Origin of the sequence: Brevibacillus laterosporus (genome assembly GCF_030489605.1) — a bacterium.
In the GTDB taxonomy this organism is placed as follows: domain Bacteria; phylum Bacillota; class Bacilli; order Brevibacillales; family Brevibacillaceae; genus Brevibacillus_B; species Brevibacillus_B laterosporus_E.
In genome coordinates, this window is record NZ_JAUKFY010000006.1 from 91221 (window position 1) to 109185 (window position 17965).

The 17965-nt window shown below is 40.8% G+C and carries 16 protein-coding genes and 1 riboswitch; of the genes, 4 read left to right on the forward strand and 12 right to left on the reverse strand.

What is annotated here, in order from left to right; translation table 11 throughout:
• Positions 1 to 180 precede the first annotated feature (180 nt).
• Positions 181 to 377: riboswitch (cobalamin riboswitch) on the reverse strand.
• A gap of 490 nt (positions 378 to 867) precedes the next feature.
• Positions 868 to 1989, forward strand: a complete 1122-nt coding sequence (xerS, locus tag QZ995_RS09000) for a tyrosine recombinase XerS (protein ID WP_301805767.1) — start codon at positions 868 to 870, stop codon at positions 1987 to 1989.
• A gap of 164 nt (positions 1990 to 2153) precedes the next feature.
• On the opposite strand, the gene abc-f is transcribed toward xerS, so the two are convergent.
• The 6 genes from abc-f to QZ995_RS09030 all read right to left on the reverse strand — a co-directional run bounded on the left by abc-f (position 2154) and on the right by QZ995_RS09030 (position 8615).
• Entirely contained in the window at positions 2154 to 4205 is a 2052-nt protein-coding gene (abc-f, locus tag QZ995_RS09005; RefSeq protein WP_301805770.1) for a ribosomal protection-like ABC-F family protein, read from the reverse strand.
• A 194-nt stretch (positions 4206 to 4399) separates the two neighbouring features.
• Positions 4400 to 4543: a hypothetical protein gene (locus QZ995_RS09010; RefSeq protein ID WP_301805772.1), complete on the reverse strand. Its 144-nt coding sequence runs from the start codon at positions 4541 to 4543 to the stop codon at positions 4400 to 4402.
• Positions 4544 to 4636: 93 nt separating this feature from the next.
• Positions 4637 to 5449, reverse strand: coding sequence for an EcsC family protein (locus QZ995_RS09015; RefSeq protein ID WP_301805775.1), 813 nt, complete (start codon positions 5447 to 5449; stop codon positions 4637 to 4639).
• Between the two features lie 46 nt (positions 5450 to 5495).
• Positions 5496 to 6770, reverse strand: coding sequence for a Zn-dependent hydrolase (locus QZ995_RS09020; protein WP_301805777.1), 1275 nt, complete (start codon positions 6768 to 6770; stop codon positions 5496 to 5498).
• A 143-nt stretch (positions 6771 to 6913) separates the two neighbouring features.
• Positions 6914 to 7480 carry a hypothetical protein gene (locus tag QZ995_RS09025; protein ID WP_301805779.1) on the reverse strand — a complete coding sequence of 189 codons (567 nt, stop codon included), beginning with the start codon at positions 7478 to 7480 and terminating at the stop codon, positions 6914 to 6916.
• A gap of 163 nt (positions 7481 to 7643) precedes the next feature.
• Entirely contained in the window at positions 7644 to 8615 is a 972-nt protein-coding gene (locus tag QZ995_RS09030) for a YbgA family protein (RefSeq protein WP_301805781.1), read from the reverse strand.
• Positions 8616 to 8791: 176 nt separating this feature from the next.
• On the opposite strand from QZ995_RS09030, the gene QZ995_RS09035 reads away from it, so the two are divergent.
• Positions 8792 to 9163, forward strand: coding sequence for a YxeA family protein (locus tag QZ995_RS09035; RefSeq protein WP_301805783.1), 372 nt, complete (start codon positions 8792 to 8794; stop codon positions 9161 to 9163).
• A 155-nt stretch (positions 9164 to 9318) separates the two neighbouring features.
• Here the strand turns inward: QZ995_RS09035 and QZ995_RS09040 are convergent, their stop codons facing one another.
• Both QZ995_RS09040 and fni read right to left on the reverse strand, forming a co-directional pair.
• On the reverse strand, positions 9319 to 10557 hold the full coding sequence (locus QZ995_RS09040) for an MDR family MFS transporter (RefSeq protein WP_301805784.1): 1239 nt from the start codon (positions 10555 to 10557) through the stop codon (positions 9319 to 9321).
• A gap of 101 nt (positions 10558 to 10658) precedes the next feature.
• On the reverse strand, positions 10659 to 11717 hold the full coding sequence (gene fni, locus QZ995_RS09045) for a type 2 isopentenyl-diphosphate Delta-isomerase (RefSeq protein ID WP_301805785.1): 1059 nt from the start codon (positions 11715 to 11717) through the stop codon (positions 10659 to 10661).
• A 241-nt stretch (positions 11718 to 11958) separates the two neighbouring features.
• Here fni and QZ995_RS09050 point away from each other — a divergent pair, with 241 nt between their 5' ends.
• Both QZ995_RS09050 and QZ995_RS09055 read left to right on the forward strand, forming a co-directional pair.
• Entirely contained in the window at positions 11959 to 12141 is a 183-nt protein-coding gene (locus QZ995_RS09050; RefSeq protein WP_003337697.1) for a cold-shock protein, read from the forward strand.
• A 139-nt stretch (positions 12142 to 12280) separates the two neighbouring features.
• Positions 12281 to 12760 (forward strand): hypothetical protein, encoded by a 480-nt coding sequence (locus QZ995_RS09055; RefSeq protein ID WP_301805798.1) that lies wholly within the window; start codon positions 12281 to 12283, stop codon positions 12758 to 12760.
• A gap of 225 nt (positions 12761 to 12985) precedes the next feature.
• On the opposite strand, the gene QZ995_RS09060 is transcribed toward QZ995_RS09055, so the two are convergent.
• From QZ995_RS09060 to QZ995_RS09075, 4 genes are all read right to left on the reverse strand, one after another.
• Positions 12986 to 13516, reverse strand: a complete 531-nt coding sequence (locus tag QZ995_RS09060; RefSeq protein ID WP_301805964.1) for a hypothetical protein — start codon at positions 13514 to 13516, stop codon at positions 12986 to 12988.
• A gap of 39 nt (positions 13517 to 13555) precedes the next feature.
• Positions 13556 to 14962 (reverse strand): PepSY-associated TM helix domain-containing protein, encoded by a 1407-nt coding sequence (locus QZ995_RS09065; protein ID WP_301805799.1) that lies wholly within the window; start codon positions 14960 to 14962, stop codon positions 13556 to 13558.
• A gap of 13 nt (positions 14963 to 14975) precedes the next feature.
• Entirely contained in the window at positions 14976 to 15551 is a 576-nt protein-coding gene (locus QZ995_RS09070) for a DeoR family transcriptional regulator (RefSeq protein ID WP_301805804.1), read from the reverse strand.
• A gap of 695 nt (positions 15552 to 16246) precedes the next feature.
• Positions 16247 to 17632, reverse strand: coding sequence for an APC family permease (locus QZ995_RS09075; protein ID WP_301805965.1), 1386 nt, complete (start codon positions 17630 to 17632; stop codon positions 16247 to 16249).
• Positions 17633 to 17965: the final 333 nt, after the last annotated feature.

A 17965-nucleotide genomic window follows, 5' to 3' on the forward strand; every position in this document is an offset into this window, starting at 1 on the left:
TGTATAAAGGACATAAGATGGTAGCAAGCTGACTGCTGATAAATGCCACTTTTTGCCAACATAAAAAGCTCATCCCTTCAAGGGTGAGCTTTAAAACGGCACAACAAAGAAAAAATAGCAAAGCAAAAAGCCGCTACTATTTAATCCCCGTACCGTTTCAACTTCCCACTCCCCGAAGATGCGAAACTAAGAGAATGGGCAGGTCTACTGACTTGTGTTTCACTTTACTTTGAGCCCTTCCCATATAAGTCGCCTGAGACGTGCTTATACAGTGGTTTTGCTCATTTCATCCACACTTACAGTTGCGGGGACAGCTCTGGAATTTCACCAGATTCCCTATTAAGTCGCAAAATGACACCTAATTCTCGGCGGTAAAGTAACTTTTTATCAGTATGTAGTATATAACATGCATTTGAGACACTAAATGTAGTCTTGTCACCTAGCATACAATGTTTCTATCAAAAGAGCAAGATACAAAATGCCTACGAGTTAAAAATAAAACTCGACTCCTAAATAGACAGAAAACACCAACCGGATTTCATGCAAAAATGCCTCTTTTATATGTTTTTCCAGCTTATAACTACACTCCTATTCTTGTAAAACAGAGCATCAGCTCAGACTGTTACAGCTTACCTAGTAACATACTATTACCGGGAAACTCATAACAGACATCAACAAACAGTTGTAGAGTCAAATACAATTATACTTATATAGCTTGTTTCATAAGAACGAATGTTCTATACTTGAAGTAAGCTTTCTGCATCCCTTACGGCTATATCATTGTACCAGTATAAAGTCATTTTGATAACATGTTTATATGTATTTATTTTACTAGACGAAGTTGAGCAAAGGATGGTGGTCATTCTCATGTCTGTTACAAAACAACGGGATTCCTTGCAACTCCTTGAGAAAATCCCTTCTTTTCCTTGGTTTGTTGAAAAATATGTGGATCACAAAAGATCAAAGCGCGCTTCGGTCTCCACTTTACTCGGTTATTTACGTGATTTTGAATTCTTTTTTCGGTGGCTAATGGCAGAGGGCCTGTCTACCGCTCAGGAAATGAACGAAATTACACTCGATGAACTAGAGGGACTGCGCAAAGAAACAGTCGAAGCCTATCTTCTCTACTTACAGGACTCTCACTTATTTGAGCGTTCGCTTCTATTAACAAAACCCACTAAAAGTGCCAAAAAAGAATACAGTGATTTGACAATATCTCGGAAGCTTTCTAGCTTAAAATCCCTGTTTTACTATTTATCTGCACTCTCAGAGGATGAACATGGCGAATCTTACTTGAAGCGAAACGTGATGGCAAAAATTGAGTTACACGTAGAGGAGATTACACCGCTTGCTCGTGCAAACGCTATCCGCTCTAAGATTTTAATAGATGATCAAATCCAAAAGTTCGTCGATTTTGTATATCATGGCTACTTAAAGTTTTGTGATACCAAGAAAAAGCTACATTTTCACTATCGAAATCGGGATCGAGATGTAGCCATTATCGCACTAATCCTTTCTGGCGGATTTCGTGTCTCTGAAATTGTTAATTTGAACCTTCAAAATGTGGTTTTGGAAAAAAATCAGGTCCTAATGATTCGAAAAGGAAAAAAGGAGGATGCTCCATTTTTCAGTGATTGGGGTAAAGAATATCTACTTCGCTATCTGAATACACGTCAAAAGTATCAGCCGCCTGCTCATGAGGACGCTTTATTTCTCACGGTATCACCTACGAACCCAATCGGACACCGCATCGATCTCCGTTCCGTTCAAAAATTAGTAAAAAAATATGGCAGTGCATTCGGAATGCCAGACATTTCTGTACATAAATTACGTCATAGCTTTGCTACCCAATTTTTGCGATTAAACCCTGATCCTCATCAGCTTCAGGCTCAATTAGGACATTCAAAAATAGATACGACAATGCAATACGCCCATGTACTCGACGATGCGTTGAGTCAAGCAGTCAATCGAACAACCAGTAAATTGTAAAGAAACGCCCTTCGCTACGCGGAATGCCTGCAACGTCAAAGCTACACCCCATCTTATTCGTTAGATGCCCCCCAGTTATGCTAGGACGTACAAAAAAACAGGCAGCATCCTTCTCTTAGAAAGATAGCTGCCTGCTCCTATTTACTTACTATGCTGGGTCCAATCTATTCGTCCCCATGCATGGCGTACCACGTTTCATAGAGCTGTTTGATCTCTTTCTCTTGTGCTTCTAGTTGATTCTGATAGTGAACAAGCTGTACATAGTCATCCTTGGCTTGCTCTATTTCTTGCTGCCACTCCTTACATTGCTCCTCTTTTCGAGCAATCTCCGCTTCCAATTGCTGAAGCTTAAATACATTCACTTTAGGGACTTTCGCTTTATGGAGAGAATTTCCTTGTACCAGTTTCTCGTTCTCTGTTTGCTTTGTTTGAAGTACAAAATCTGCCGTTTCAGCCTGGTCACAATGTCCCTTTTGTTGCCGATCAGTATGATTCTGCGCTTTTTTTTGCATCCCTTTTGCAATCCTGTCTTTTTGCTTGTTCGGGCCTATTGTATCATTGTTAGCAAATTGGTGCTTTCTGCGCTTTTCTCTCGCTTCCTCATAGGTTCCTTCATAATGGATTAGACGCTGATTATCAATCCAGCAGACCCCGTTTACCATTTTTTGCAAGAAATATCGATCATGAGATACGACGAATAGTGAACCTTGATAATGAAGCAGGGCTTCCTCTAATGTTTCTCTCGCTTCAATATCTAAGTGGTTTGTAGGCTCATCTAGAATAAATAGATTGATGTCTTGATGCATTAACTGAGCCAGCCTTAGGCGCATCCGCTCTCCGCCACTGAGCTGGCCAACTTTTTTAAAAACTTGCTCTCCATAAAACAAAAAACCTGCAAGGATATGCCGTGCTTGTGCTTCTGTTACAATGGCGATCTCTCGAAACGCATCAATCACACGCCGATTGGGATCTCCTTCTAAAGTCTGTTGTGATAAATAACCGATCTTTACTTGGCTTCCAAGTGCTATCGTGCCTGCATCCGGTTCCAGCTCCCCTAAAATCATTTTAAGGAGCGTAGATTTTCCGCTGCCATTGGAACCAAGCAAAGCTTTCCGCTGACCATATCGCATGGTAAAATTCGCTTCTTGCAATAGACACACATTCCCAAAGGATTTCGTTACATCATTCATTCTTATTACGTCTTGACCGCTTCTATCTGTCCTGCGAAAAAACAAACCCATTTTGTCAGCTACAAGACGCGGACGTTCGATTTTTTCCATACGTTCCAAAGCCTTCTCCATGCTTTTGGCTCGGCGATGAAAGGAAGCGTTGGGAGGATTCGCTTGGTTTCCCCATTCTCTTAATCGCTTAATTGCTTCTTTCATTTTCTTGATTTTCTTTTGCTGTTCTTGATAATCCGCGAATTGCCGAAGGAGACGATCCTCCCTTTCCTGTACATACTGGCTATAATTCCCTTGATATGTTTGCAACTCTCCGCTATCCACTTCCCATATGCGTGTGGCCACTGCATCCAAGAAATAACGATCATGAGAAATGAGTAAAATAGTGCCAGGATATTCTCGTAGGAATTGCTCTAACCATTCCATTGATTCTACATCCAAATGGTTCGTAGGTTCATCGAGAAGGAGAACATCACTTTTTTCGCATAAAATTTTTGCCAAGCCAATCTTGGTTTTTTCTCCCCCACTAAGTAAAGTAAAAGGAGTCTCAAGTAACGACGAAGACAATCGCAGACCATCTACTACCTTCTGAATCCTCGCTTCCACCATATAACCGTCTAATTGTTCAAAGGCATCCTGCAATTGTTGATAACGAAATAATAATTTTTCCTGTTCCTCAGTTGATAATTTTTGATATTCACCGATATTGGACATAAGCTCTTGGCACGCTTGCATAGATAACTCTATTTCCTGCACCTTGGCAAAGGCACTATCAATGACATGACGCCCCGTCCACTCCATCGGATACACAGGTTGTTGGGGTAAATAGGCAAATGTAGCATCCTTCGCTCGAAAAACAGTTCCTGAATCCGGAGAATCCAAGCCCAGTAGCAAGTTGCAGAGTGTGCTTTTTCCAGCACCATTCGGGCCAACAATTCCAATTCTTGATAAATCGTTTACTTCACAAGAAATATCGGTTAATACCATATTGGATCCAAATGATTTTGAAAGAGAGTTAGCAGCAAGAACGATCATGATCTCATTTCCTCCTTGGAAATCAGTCCCTCGCATGCGTTACACAAGCGATAACACCCCCCATGAATCACTTCATGCCATTCGGGCCCCTGCACATTTTATGAAAACACAAAAAGCCACAGGCACCTACCACCTGTAGCATTGATTTTCCTCTTACTAAATCCAATCAGGATTATGAAAAAGTGAAAGAGAGGTTATGAATGCATGGTACGCGTTAAAGGAAACTGTTCGGTTTTGTTGGTAGATTGAAAAATGGACAGACTTCTCCCGTTGTTAACGAAATCATGTGTCTGACTGGACATCTCTACCACAAACCACGCTTGAACAGCTCCTGACATGTACCTGCACCTCCTTTTCTAAACTTTTCCATAGTATAACGAACGTTTTATCACTTGTAAAGTAGATTTTCGGCTGCCGGCTGCTGCTCGATATCATGCTTTCATTGATTTATAGCGCCCGCTGTTTTGTTCTGCTAATCTTTGCAGAATTCTCCTTTTCTTGTAGAGCATTTGCCCCGTCATTGCTATGTCCGCAATCTGTGAACGATTCGTAATTGCACCAAAAAACATACCTACGATCGGGATTAGCTGAAATAGCTTCTTCCACGCCATATTATCCATGTATGTCAAGCTCACCTCACGCCAGCCTTGTAGCTGAGCAATGATTTCTTGATGCTTTTCTCCCTCATCATAGGCGGATAGCTCTGCTAAAATAGCCTTTTTGCCAACAACATCTGCCGAGGTAAATTGCAAACATTTGATGATAAAAATACGCTCCATCTTATCATGCGGGTCATAGCCATACGTAAGTGCCATCTCCTGCAGTACTTTTAAGGAGAGTCCTATGATAACTGGTATATCTATCGCAAGTGTAAACATACCGCCAAAGCCTGTGGTAGCCCCTTGAACCATCGCCGCATTCGTACGTGATTCCGTTAATTGAAGAGCTACCTGATCCATCTCCTGTAACGATCTCATTCGCACTTGTTCAAGTGTATGGGGCGGGTTATTAAAACGGCTCCAAACATCTTGATTTCTGATTAGATATTGCCCCCCTGTCTGAATATAGACACCCAATTCGTTTACCAAATCGCCTACCTTTTCTTTTAAAGTCTTTGGAACAGCTCGATCTAACCATACAAACGGAAGGCGGCCTATTTTCTCCCAGAACCATAAATCTTTCTGCTCTTGTTCCCATATCTCAATGCTACGGTACTGCTGTTGCAATTCCTCTACGCTTTCCATGTATTATGCCCCTTTCACCGCTGCGCATCTTGTCTCCCATTCACGATTAGGTAGCTAATCGACAAACTGCTTCATACAGATACTCTACGCCAATACTAATATCTGAAGCATGGGACCACTCGTCAGGGTGATGACTAATCCCATCCTTACACCGAACAAATAGCATCCCCATTTGCGTTATCTCAGACAAAATCATCGCATCGTGACCTGCACCACTATTCATCAGCGGTAATTCATTCTGTCTTCTCAGGCCGATCTGACGAAACATCTGTACAAGTTCAGTCGCGGCATCAGCCTTTTTGATCGCCAGCGTATCCCCCAGCTGATACGTTAGCCCGCGTCGCAAGGATATTTCCGAGAGGAGAGCATCTATATCAGTTAAGATTTGCAACAATCGTGTTTCATCTATATCTCTAATATCAACTGTAAATGAAACAGAACCAGGAATAACATTGCAAGCACCAGGTTCTACCTCAAATGTACCCACAGTCCCCACCGTAGGCTTGCTACGATCAGCGCCACATATCTTTTCTATTCCTAAAATGGCTTCGGCCGCAGCCATGATCGGATCGTTTCGCATGCTCATCGGTACTGTACCTGCATGACCTGACTTCCCTATTAATTTGATAGTCAATAATTTCACACCCATGATGCTGGTAACAATTCCAATCGGCTCGTTCACTGCTTGTAAATATGGACCTTGTTCGATATGTAGCTCTAAATATGCCTTGATCTCCCCAGAACTCCGTATATCCGATGCATCTTTTAGAGGAGGAAAGCCACACTGCTGGAGAGCCTCTATTCTGGTGACATCCTGATTGTCGCGTCTCATCATATCCTTTGGGGTAAGCTTACCACACATCCCTCTACTCCCAAAAAAACCATCTGAAAAACGAACTCCTTCTTCATCGCAAAAAGCAACTACTTCAATCGGGTGTTCATGCTGGACATTATTTTCATGTAAAGCCTGAACAACCTCTATTCCCCCAATTACTCCAACTGTACCATCGAATCTGCCACCGTTAGGCACCGAATCGATATGAGAACCAAGCATTACGACAGGCGCATGTGGATTATTTCCTTCTTTCCTGCCAATTACATTCCCGAAGCAATCCTTGCGAACACGCATTCCAGCTTCTTTCATCCAGCCGGCAATCAAACGTTGCGCCGCCGTATCCTCATCCGTCAATGCTAATCTAGTAACTCCCTGTTCCGGCGTCCTACCAATTTCGCCCAATTGTCGCAACCTACTGTCAATTCTTTGCTCTTTTATTTGTACGTGTAAGTCCGTAGCCTGTTTCTGTTTTTTATAACTATCCATAACACCAAATCTCCTCTATCTAGATGAAATAGCATGCAGTAGTTAGTAATCTATTATTTCATGGAATTGATTTTTTTACTATCCAGAAAAGACAAAAAGCCGATTGCCTTATAGCACAGGAAATCGGCTTCCGCACTGATCTACTATTTTTTCAACAACTCGTTTAACTCTGCAGACTCTGGATATTCAATGGGAGCTGTTCCATAATTTTTACCGTCCTCTGAATAAAACATGAGATTTTTATTATCTCCATCCACGATGAAGAGGATGCTCTTTGCATTGATCTCTTGTTTGTTCTCTGTACCTACAAAAGCAGGCATGCTATGTTTGGTTGCTTGTTCACATTTAAATTCGACAGCAAGACCTTCCTTGACAGTCTTGGCGGCAGCTTCATTACTTTCATCAAACCGCACGGCATATCCTGGGTTTGCTGTCCGTTTATTTGTCAGTGTAAAAATTGTGTTAAATTCTTCATCCGCTGGCTTTACCACCTGTGTAGAGCCTTGCTTGTAAATAATCATCTCTTGGGGAGCAGATAGAACTTGTACGACTTGTTCATCTGAAAGCTTATAAGCCGCTGGTTTTTGTGTTTCCGATTTAGCTTGCTCTTGCTTTTGCTCTTGTGCCGCTTGTGCTGGGGCATCTGCCGTTTTCTGATTATTCCACATGCAGATGCTAATGCGGCTACTAGGAGTATCCCTGGAGCCCATGCTGTCTTATTCCTGATCTTTTTCCCCTTTTTCTAGTTGCTTTATTTCACAAGGAGTATGACGAGAGGTATCCTGCAAAAGGTTACATTCCCATTAGGAGTTCCTCTTTGTTCTCATGACAGCTTTACAGACCAGGTTAAGGAGTCACACCTGCAAAAGCATTTTACTGGTAATCTCGTCCCTTCCCGGAATCCCCCAAATCAATTAACTCCTCAGGATAAGGCTCAAAAAAGCGTTGCTGTAACAAATATTCTTGTTCATATCGAAATACCCACGATTTTAAAAGACTGGTCATACTACTCAGCGGCAATTTTCGTTCTCGATACCGACGCAATAAATGCTTAAAGTGATCCTTTTCCTTTGTAGAAAGCCTTTTACTAAAATACCCCATAATATGTTCACAAACATTAATATTGGAGGTATATCGAGCTGCACGCTTAAACATGTTAGGTAAAAGCGCAGCATACTCGTCCCAGACCTGTTGCTTCTCTTTTTTCTCATGATTTGCAACAATCTTGCCTAATTCCTTTGTAAGCTTTTGATTATATGCCATAAATAAATATTTATTTTCAGAATGAAATTGAATAAGATTTCGGATAGTAGGTTCCAAGCTTAAATGACGAAAATACGCTAGTGTGAACAGTTTTGTAAAGAAATGTTCGCGAATCGTAAAGTTCTTTAGCCTGCCCTCTTCCTCTATCGCGACGTGAGGAAAATACGCGTTTACCTTCGCGCCAAAGAACCCAGGAGCGCTTTCTACAACAGGTGCTTTTTCCCACCCGCTGTATACTTTGACATCTTTTACACCGCAGCTTGGAGAGCGACTTTTCAGAATAAAGCCATCCACTTCTCCTGCATTTTGTAAAAAAGTATCGGCAAAACGATTCATCTGCTGACTAAGATCTGCTCGTGTTGATGGCTGAACGAGGCGATGCTGCTCGCCTTCCTTAATAATTCGAATGGTTTCACGGGGGATGCCCAAGCCAATCTCTATTTCGGGACATACAGGAATAAAGGTTACAAAGGGAGCCAAGCTTCGAACGGTTTGATCTGAAAGCACATCTCCATTGTACCGGCACTCTGCAAACTCTAAACATTTGCTTACAACAACAATAGGCTTGGTTGTTATCTCCACACTTGCCCCTCCACCTGTTGGAAATCTTTTTTATTTTATCCGTTTACTTCTACACTATACGAACAGATCTTTCTTACAAAAGTGTAAGCTGATTGTAAGTCAGAAGCATTTTGTTATATTCATAAACCGAGTAGACTTGTACTCAATACTACTAGAAAAGCTTAGGAGGTATTTTGGTGTCTATCAACAAATTTGTAATCATGCTAGCAGCCATCGCAGCTGGTATACTCCTTCTTCTATTTGCCTTGAGAGGTCAATCGGTTATGCTGGATCGCCTCAATCCTATTATTCCAGTCAAGCCTTACTATACAATAGTGCAAACGGACGGTAAAAAACTAAACGATAAACAGTGGGAATATCAATTGGTAGGGTATGATGAGGAAGGTCAGCAGAATACTTTTATTATGATCGCTTCTAAAAACCTGCGTAAAGGTGCATATTTAGAGGTTTATGCGAAGGGGTTAAATGGAAAAGGCTGGACGGAGGTAACTCCGGCAGGTATTCCTGAAAAAGCACAGATAAAATTGAGTTCCCCTGAAGAATCCTGAGCCTATCGTTCACAAAATGTAGAGAACACTTAGGAGAATTTGCTCTTTTTATAATTTTGATCTCTATGCTAATTATATAAAAATAGGCTGCTTCCTGCCGGGTTCTTCCAAGCGCGAAACAGCCTATTTCGTCATATTCACAGTTCTTTTATTGATTACATTCGATCTCTGAGACTGCCGTATAACGGGCGATCATAACATACATAACAAAGTAGTGGTAACACACAAATAGCAATCATCACGTACAGCATAAAGACTGGTGAAAAGCTTTCGTACAAAAGCCCCCCGATGAATGGACCAATCATCCGCCCGGCAGTCGCAGCACCACTCACAGCCCCTTGGAACAATCCCTCTTTACCGGAAATCGAAAGCTCTGCCGCCGCGGCTGGAACTGCTGGCCATAAGAGCATTTCTCCTAAAGTCACGATTATCATTCCGCACACAAAATGACTATACGCCTGATCAAATGCTAATACACCCATTCCACAAACAAAGATAAACAATCCGCCGATCATTTGAGAACGAAGATTAGATAAATAATGGCGTGTGACGTAAGCGCACAATGGCTGAGCTAAAATGATCAATGCTCCGTTAATCGTCCACAATAGACTATATTGAGATAATGAGTATCCTAATTTTGTCATGTAAGAAGATAGGTTGGTTGACCATTGCACATAAGGAATCCAGGTTATCGCAAAGCCCAGGCACAGAATTAATAAGGATAGACCTGAGGTCGTTTTCCAAATAGAGGTTTCATCCTTGGAAGCCTTATAGGCAGCTTTCTCTGTCTTTCTTTGCAGATTTCTAGCAGCAGTCTCTGCCGCAATTTTCTTTAAATCCAGGCCAAAGCCAATTACGGCTAAAAAGATTAAATTAGTTGCACCATTTACCAGAAAAACAAACATAAACGATACACTTGCAACCACTCCACCCAGCGCAGAGCCAACCGCTACACCTAAATTTTGCGACAAGTATAACAAGTTAAACGCGCGTCGTCCCCCTTCAGGCCAAATACTTCCGGCCATTGCATTGAGGACCGGGAACACCATGCTATTGCTAAAGCCAAGTACTCCCATCATACAAACGTAAAATGGCCATACGCGAAAAAAAGCTAGTGAGGTAACACAGGCAGCCGAGATAAGCACCCCTGCAAAGATGGTTTTTATGCCGCCTATCTTGTCATGCAGAATGCCACCTGCCATACTTCCGATAATTCCCATGCCGGCATGGAGCATCAGGACGAGTCCAGCTACCGTAGCTGGTTTACCCAATACTTGAGTGATATAAATATTATTTAACGGCCAAATAAAAGACATCCCCGTTACATTAATAATGGCCCCGATCGCCAGAATCCACAAGGTTCGAGGATAGGTGGATAACATTTTGGATAACACGCTCGTACTCCCCTCTCAAGCTGTCACAATCTACCGAAACAAGTTAATGAATACAACCAAATAAAATAACAGAAGACCTCATCTTGGTCAATTCATTTTCATCATTTACTTCGATTGATTTTTGCTCCACCCTTCGACAAAAGGCGATCTGTAGCTGACAGATCTTCAATTGTTGCTGCACCTATACCAAACATCGCTGCACGGCACTCAAACTCTACTCGCTCCATAAATGCTACAACCATCTCAGCTGATGTTGTAGCCGCTTCAAGTAACGCACGACCAAATCCAACCAAATCTGCTCCCAAAGCAATCGCTTTCGCCGCTTCAACTCCGTTATGAACTCCTCCACTTCCGATTAAAGGGAAGAAAGGAAGCTCTTCTCGAATGGTTTGTAAAGAAACAGATGTTGGAATCCCCCAATCTCGAAATGCTTCTGCGGCCATTTGCTTCATTGGTTCATTAGATCGATGCTTTTCCACCTCAATCCAAGATGTTCCCCCTGCTCCTGCTACATCAATAAAGGAAACTCCAGCATCCACAAGGCGTTTAGCTGTTTGTGAATCTATCCCAAAACCTACTTCTTTTACTCCGATAGGAATTTGACTTGCCTTACAAACCTGCTCAATTTTGGGCAAAAGATGCCTAAAATCCTGATCACCTTCAGGTTGAAAAATTTCCTGCATACTATTTACGTGTAATACCAGCGCATCGGCTTCAACAAGCTCTACACAGCGAAGACATTCTTTTACAGTGTAGCCATAATTCAGTTGAACAGCCCCTAGATTTGCGATAATTGGAATAGACGGAGCATGTTCTCTGACTTTAAAAGTTCGAGCAAGCTCTTCGCTTTCCAATGCCGCACGTACGGAACCAAGCCCCATAGCCCAGCCTCTAGCCTCCGCCGCCATCGCAAGTTTGGTATTTATTTGCTGGGCATTCTTCGTACCGCCTGTCATGGAGCTTACAAGGAAAGGGGTTCCCATATGTTTTCCTAAGAAAGTCGTATGTAACGAAACATCAGCAAAATGAATCTCTGGAAGAGCCGCATGTAAAAAATGATATTGTTCTAAACCTGTGGTCAGTCGATTCGATACCTCTTTATGTAAACAAATCTCAATATGCTCTGATTTACGTTTTTCAATCTCTGACTGATGCGTCACTACAATCACCTTCCTGCATGTCATTCTATGTCTAATCTTGCGTTGCCATACTCCATTCTACTACTCTAATTCTATCTTGTAAAAAATAAGCTTCCTGTCAGAAAAAACTTTTTACTTTGTTTCCTAACTTTTCAACGTAGTGAGACTTGTACATCTTTCTTCATTTCTGAATAAAAAGGCCTCTGGAAGGTTTAGGCTAAAAAGCATAGAGTTTCGAAATGAAGCTTGGAGGTGTTTTGCAATGTACTATTCTCGCAAGCAAGAAGAGCCGGTAGAAGATGTAGAAACCTCAATCTGGGCTTGTACCAAAGATGATTGCATCTGTTGGATGAGAGAAAATTTATCCTTTGACGAAATACCGGTTTGTCCAATCTGCAGCTCCTCTATGGTTAAGGATTCTAAAATGCTCCCCCCTATTGCTTAAGCTTTGTTCATGGGAAGCGTGTCTCTTCAAAGAAAGACACGCTTCCTTTTCTCTATGATTTCATCAACAGGAAGCTTATGGTATAATTTTTCTTGATATGTATAGTATATCTTGAAGATATAGAACCACGGAGGATTGCATGCTAACTTTTGAACAAAAAAAAGCGATTATTGAATCGTTCCCAGAACTAACAAAAAAAGAAGTCTCGTTAGGACGCTTAAACTATCATTTTGAGGGAAGTCTACGTGATAAAAGGATTGTGGTAAATCACCTTCACCCAAATGGAAATGGCTTTGTCTATGCGGGTCACCTGCCGAAAAAAAAGACTGATCCAAAAGGCATGGTCAATATCCGCGATTATTCCGAGGAGCAATTGCGCAGTTTGATCGCTGACTCCATCGCGTACCTATCAACAGAACAGCTAGTAAACGACAACACCTTGGATTCAGTTGATCCTATTGAAGAGATTTGGGTAAACCAGAAAGGTGATACGCTACGACTGGTACAGGAGGATGAATTGTTTAACATATATACGGGAAACAATCTGGAGGATTCCTATAACTCCTACAAAGGCGCAGTAACGTATTTGCAAAGTGAAGACTTTACACGCCAAGAATAAGAGGGAAGACCCTAAAATGAAGGACCTTTCCTTACATTCAATGTCTCGATCAGATCCGATTTTTTAATAGCAAAAAGGCTTTCCACAGCAGATTATCTGGAAAGCCTTTTTGCTTTTTACTGTCTTAGTATTTCATTCCATGCATAGCTATGGACATAAAAACCTGTTTACCTGTAAATGCTCGTTGGACTGCTTCTTTTCGTAAGTACTGACTCAGCATTTGTATCAATGGTGGTGCAAATGATCATGCTGAGCTTGATTTTCCTGCTGCCCCTTTTCTTTTTCCAAGGCCTGCAGCTCCTCTTTTGACAAGCTGCCCACAAGGACACGCAAGGTAGGAAGCAAATCTACTCCATGTGCTTTGACATAAGCTTGTACGTAATATACGCCGTCCTCTTGAAAGATTACCTTACTTTCATAGACGCCATTCGAACCCACTTGATGATCTACCTTTCCTTCTATATCATTATGGTCAGTTTTTACACCCTTTAACACCGCTTTATATTGCTTACTCTCTTGCTCCTGATTCGCCTTCCAGATTTTTAAATGTACATCTTCTGCATCGGATATGGGCTGGTTATTTTGTGTCAGCTTCACTTGTAACGCACTTATTTGCTTCGGTTTCACATTTTCAGGAATGGCAACATCTACATTTATGTTCGCTGGCTTGAGTGTGTTTTCCGCTTGGGTAATCGTTGAAGCAGAACATGCAGGTAATAAAAAGAAGACACTACAAATGGTGCAGATGTTAATCATGTTGCGCACGCTTAATCTCTCCTCTCTGCTTGCTGTCAGCTATTCGGAATGTAGATTCTTTGCTACTGCCTTAACCCGAGGGAAAATAAAACGATCAAACAAAAATACTACAACCAGTGAAATTCCTACTAGTGGCATGCAAAGTCCCGTCATGACCATCAGGAAAAATATCATTTTTGTTACTTTTGCTTGTTTAGGTTTCGAGGGTGCCCCCCATTTCCCTTCAGGCTTACGTTTCCACCACATGATAAAGGAACTAACCACAATTCCGATCAATCCTAAGCAGCCCACTAAACCAATGAATTGATTTGCCCGGCCAAATAATCGTCCTTCATGTAATGCAATGCCTAACGTAATTCCTTTGGCCAACAAACCATAGTCACTATAGCGAACCTCGCTTAAAACCATGCCCGTATATTGATCAATATGCAGGGTTGCTTCCTGTCCTGGTTTGGAATGTGCTGTTGTTAACGTGTATACACCCTTTTCACCTTGAGGTAATGAAATAGTGTATGGTTTTGTTATATTCTGTTGCTCGGCCACCCACGCAACATCCTCTAGTGACAACGGGATATATTGATTGTGCAGGGATTGCGGTACTGGCAAATTTTCTGTAGCCCAAGGAACATCCTTCGCTACGTCCTTTGTTTTCACCGCAGATTCAGGCTTCTCTCCAAAGCTGAATGCATAAGAAGGATAACCAGTCTTCGTAGAGGTAGCAAGCTGATTAATCCCTTCCCCCATTACACCTGACCAGGGAAGTCCAGTAATAATGAGCATGAGAACCAAAATCGACAACCAAAAGGCTGGAACAGCATGCAAATCTCGCCAAAACAGCCTCCCCTTTTTATGAATACGCGGTAGAATTGTCCCCCATATCGAAGCTCTATTTCTCGGCCACCACAGATACAAGCCTGTTACCAATAAGATTACAGCCCAGCAGGCCGCTAACTCCACTATCCGATTGGCAATCGTTCCACCGGCAATTAGCTCACTATGCAGCTTTTTGATTATTTCCATAAACTTTTCATCAGCTTGAAGCGTCCCTTGTATCTCTCCTCGATAAGGATCAATAAAAATACCGGTCATCTGATTATTTCCCATGGTCATTACTTCGGTTGTCCTTGCAGGATCATCATACAGTGTTAAAGAGGTGATAAGCTGATCAGGATATTGCTCTTTAATGATTGCCGCTTGCTTGGAAACAGATAACGTCTGCTTCCCCACTTCTTGCACCTGATACATATGCTGGTATAAATAGGCTTCTATTTGTGGTTTAAATAAATAGATGGCCCCGCTACATGCTAAAATAAGTAAAAAAGGAGAAAAAAGAAGCCCTGCATAAAAATGCCATCTCCACACCATTTGATAAAGACCCGTAGATTTATGCTTTTTAGTTCTAAGAGTCTCCTGTGATACTGATTGTTCTAACGTGCTATGGTTCATGATCGTTGCTCCTTTAGGTTTCCTTGTGACAACAAGCACTTCCAGTCATGGCAGTCTGGATTGCTAGTATGGCACCTTCAAAATCATAAATCACTCCACCAAACCCACACTGAAATTGCTTCGCCTGATGAACGGATTCAAAAGGAAGAGCCTGAGGTTGGCAACAATGTAGATTGATGTCTGCATGCAACAAAAAGCAAGCCATTTTAGCACTTATAGTAGTGTCAGTTAAAAAATCACGGCAAATGATTTGCACCACATCTTCTCTACAATTCTGGTATCGTAATAAAGCACAATGGGCACAGCACGTTTGCTCTACCTGTTGGTTGGACTTTATCAGCTGCACGGATAACCTACTATGAAATGCCTTATGGCAATAAGAACAACGGTTATAAAGCATCTGTTGCTGTTTAATCAATCTAATTCCTTTGGAGGTCCTGCTGATTTTCCGTTGGGCTATTAATGGCTTAATATCTCGATAGATCGTCATTTCAGAAACTTCCAATCGTTTGCTGATTTCTGAAATTCGTAAGCATTCCTCTTCTTCTAGCCACAGCAAAATTTGTTGTTTTCTCTCAATCGGCAACATGATATCCCACCATTCGATAGTAATAGGGATTGCTTTCATATCCTATTTGATTTGAACAGTGTCGACAAGCAATATTTGATATAAAATGTGAAAAAATGTTGAAAAGTAACAGAAATTATCACTGCTTTTTGTGTGTACTTCATCTATTTATTACGTTTCATATTCCATCGCCCCCCATATGATAGCTTTACCAGAAACAAAGGACAGTCTGGTCTCGAATCTATTACCCAAGTTGGACATAAAAACTCTGCATAGATAAAAGCACCAGTCCTCCCCGCGTTCACATGTAGGATTTCTGGCGCTCTATTTTTCATATTCACTTTGATGTTTCTAAAATCATTGTTACTGGACTTGTCTCACTTACGTTACTAGTTTATTGTAAATAGCTGGACTTTAGCTACCTACTTATAGGAATGGTTTGGATGTTAAATCGTTTTATTCGTTGTAAGAAAACTGCAAATAAAACCTTGAGGATACAAAATTACGTACTGAGGATAGTATCCACCAAACGACTGCTCTTTGTGTTTTTGCAAAATCATGGTAATCATTCAATATTGGGCTTATAAAGTTCATTCACTGCTGCTTAAGCTAAAAAAGTCCGTCTACACACCGAAAAGGTTTAAAAACGGACTTTTTTGTACGCTATGAAATCAAATTTTCATAAGAGATACAACATAAGTTTTGATATACATGATTTATTCCCGATGCTTCAATATACTTTTATTACGGGAATAACTAAAATAAATAGTGAAACCTACTGCTGACCAAGAAAGATAATAAATCCATATTTTTGCTGATAAATTAAAAGCTAAAAATAAGCAAAAAATGATTGCCAGTATTGGAAGAATAGGGACAAGCGGCATTTTGAAATTGCGCTTTAAATTTGGCTGTGTTTTTCTTAATACAATAACTGACAGTGCTACGAGCGCAAAGTTTAAAATGGCGGACATATTCGCGATATCGGCTAATTCTTTTAAATCAATTAACCCCGCCACTATAGCCCCTAATAAACAAATGATCCATGTAGAAAACGTCGGAACGTGCGTTTTACTATTAACTGTCGAGAATAATTTAGGTAATAATCCATCACGACTCATTGAAAGCAGAATACGTGGCACTGCAAACATGTAAGCAAATAAAACAGCTATAATTCCAATTACTGCGCCAACAGATAAAATAACTGCCGCCCAACCTTGTCCTACACTCTCAAGTGCATAAGCCAAAGCGTCTCCAACATTTAATTCTTTATAGGATACCATTCCCGTTAAAATAGTTCCTAAAATAACATAAATAGTAGTACAAGCTAGTAAAGACCCTAAAATACCCCGGGGCAAGTTTCTCTGAGGGTCTTTCACTTCCTCAGCAGATGTTGAAATGGCATCAAAACCAGTGAATGCGAAAAATACTGAGGCTGCCCCAGCAAATACACCACTTATTCCAAATGGCATAAAAGGTTGCCAATTTTCAGGTTCGATGAAAAATGCACCAATAATAATAAACAATAGAACAATAGAAATTTTGATAGCCACTGTAATATTATTGACTTTTTTACTTTCTGTTAGACCTCTTGTTAATAAATAAGACATACATATTACGATAAAGACTGCAGGTAAATTGATAATCCCTCCCTGGCTAGGAATCGTGACTAGACTATTCGGAAGATGAATTCCAACCAGTGATAATGCACTATTAAAATAAGCTGACCATCCCCCGGCGACAGACGCTATCGAAACTGTATATCCTCCTACAATTGACCATCCTACCAAGAAAGCTACTATCTCTCCTAATGCTACATAGGTATAGGCATAGGCACTTCCTGAACTTGGAATAGCTGATGAAAACTCCGCATAACACAAAGCTACTAAACCACATACAATTGCAGAGAGAATAAAAGAAAGAGATATAGCGGGACCTGAGTTTCTTGCAGCTACTAACCCTGTAATAACTAAGACACCTGTTCCAATTGTTGCTCCCATTCCCATTAATATTAAATCAAAGGCGCCAAGTGACCTTTTTAATTTTTTTGGTTGGTTTGAATCTGAAATCTCCTTAATCTCTTTTTTCCTGAATAAATAGCTCATCATTTTGTCTCTCTTTCTTTTAATAGGTACGATTTGAGTAATGGTGTTGAAATGAACTTCATTTTGAAGTCTATCTGTAAAGATCCCCCATCTACATTTCTGGCAAAAAAACTGAATATTGTATTAAGTTTTTTAACTTATGTTAACAATAATACTAGTTTTTAATTATATATTATATATTATTTTTTGGGCTGTAGCAAAAATAACATTAGGCCAATAAATATAAGAAGTATATCTGTACCTTGCTGTAACAGGATAATCTCTCTTACTAATAAAATAATCAGATATGAATCTTATAATTATTTCTGCTAAAATAGGCTACTTTTAGACTTG